Here is a 251-nt window from a genome sequence, read left to right on the forward strand (position 1 = left end):
ATGAATACACTCATTGAACAAGTCAAAACTGAAATAGCCTATCTTGGTTATTCACAAAGTACATGTAAAAGCTACTGTGAACATTTACTAAAACTCAGTCATTATTTTAATAAACCGCTCGATTCGATTACTGATGAGGAACTTAACGCCTTTTTTAACGATCCTGCGATTCGTAAACTTTCTAGAGCAAGCCAAAAAATACAGATAAACAGTATTTGGTTCTTGTTTAAGAATATTTTACATCGGCCACT

The 251-nt window shown here is 33.1% G+C and carries 1 protein-coding gene; it reads left to right on the top strand.

All coding sequences use genetic code 11. The features are described 5' to 3' along the window. The coding region (locus H5116_RS20200) for a phage integrase N-terminal SAM-like domain-containing protein (RefSeq protein ID WP_182716939.1) at positions 1 to 251 on the top strand (251 nt) is incomplete at both ends.

It is taken from the genome of Pseudoalteromonas sp. SG45-2 (assembly GCF_014164115.1).
GTDB classification, from domain to species: Bacteria; Pseudomonadota; Gammaproteobacteria; order Enterobacterales; family Alteromonadaceae; genus Pseudoalteromonas; species Pseudoalteromonas distincta.